Here is a 652-nt window from a genome sequence, read left to right on the forward strand (position 1 = left end):
CGCTTAAGCAATTGGAACAAGCCATTGTAGACTATATTGATTACTACAACAACAAACGAATTAAGGTAAAACTAAAAGGACTCAGTCCTGTGCAATATAGAACTAAATCCTTCGGATAAATTAATTGTCTAACTTTTTGGGGTCAGTACAGTATCAAACTTTTCAGACTGATTTTTTAAATCTTTCTCAAGGACAAATATAAAATCGTCAACGCTCTTCAATTACCCTATTCCAACGCCAAATTAGAAGCGATGAATAATCTCTTCAAACTTATCAAACGAAATGCCTTTAGTTTTCGGAACTTTGAAAACTTGAAAAAAATGGATTTTCATCTCTATAAACATCAAAAAAGAAAGGACAAAATTTGTCCTTTCTAGATATTATCTTTTCTTCAACCCACTACAGTTGAAAAAAACTATCTATCTCACACCTAACGGAGCGAGGTAGGGTGAAAATTACATAATAAAAAGAAGGTCTATACCTCCTTTACTTAACTACTCCGCCAGTAGGACTCGAACCTACGACATCATGATTAACAGTCATGCGCTACTACCAACTGAGCTATGGCGGATTAAAGCTAAGCGACTTCCATATCTCACAGGGGGCAACCCCCAACTACTTCCGGCGTTCTAGGGCTTAACTTCTGTGTTCG

At 36.7% G+C, this 652-nt stretch carries 1 protein-coding gene, 1 tRNA gene and 1 pseudogene; 2 read left to right on the plus strand and 1 reads right to left on the minus strand.

Translation table 11 applies throughout. The features are described 5' to 3' along the window. Positions 1–119 (plus strand): IS3 family transposase (locus tag N8M95_RS09185; protein WP_152038681.1); only part of this gene is annotated, 119 nt, incomplete at its 5' end. 63 nt (positions 120–182) lie between these two features. Then, a pseudogene (locus tag N8M95_RS09190) lies at positions 183–378 on the plus strand (transposase); the annotation flags it as partial. Between the two features lie 119 nt (positions 379–497). Here N8M95_RS09190 and N8M95_RS09195 read toward each other — a convergent pair. Continuing rightward, positions 498–571, minus strand: a tRNA-Asn gene (locus N8M95_RS09195). Between the last annotated feature and the right edge of the window lie 81 nt (positions 572–652).

Origin of the sequence: Streptococcus mitis (assembly GCF_946190325.1) — a bacterium.
Taxonomy (GTDB): Bacteria; Bacillota; Bacilli; order Lactobacillales; family Streptococcaceae; genus Streptococcus; species Streptococcus mitis_CF.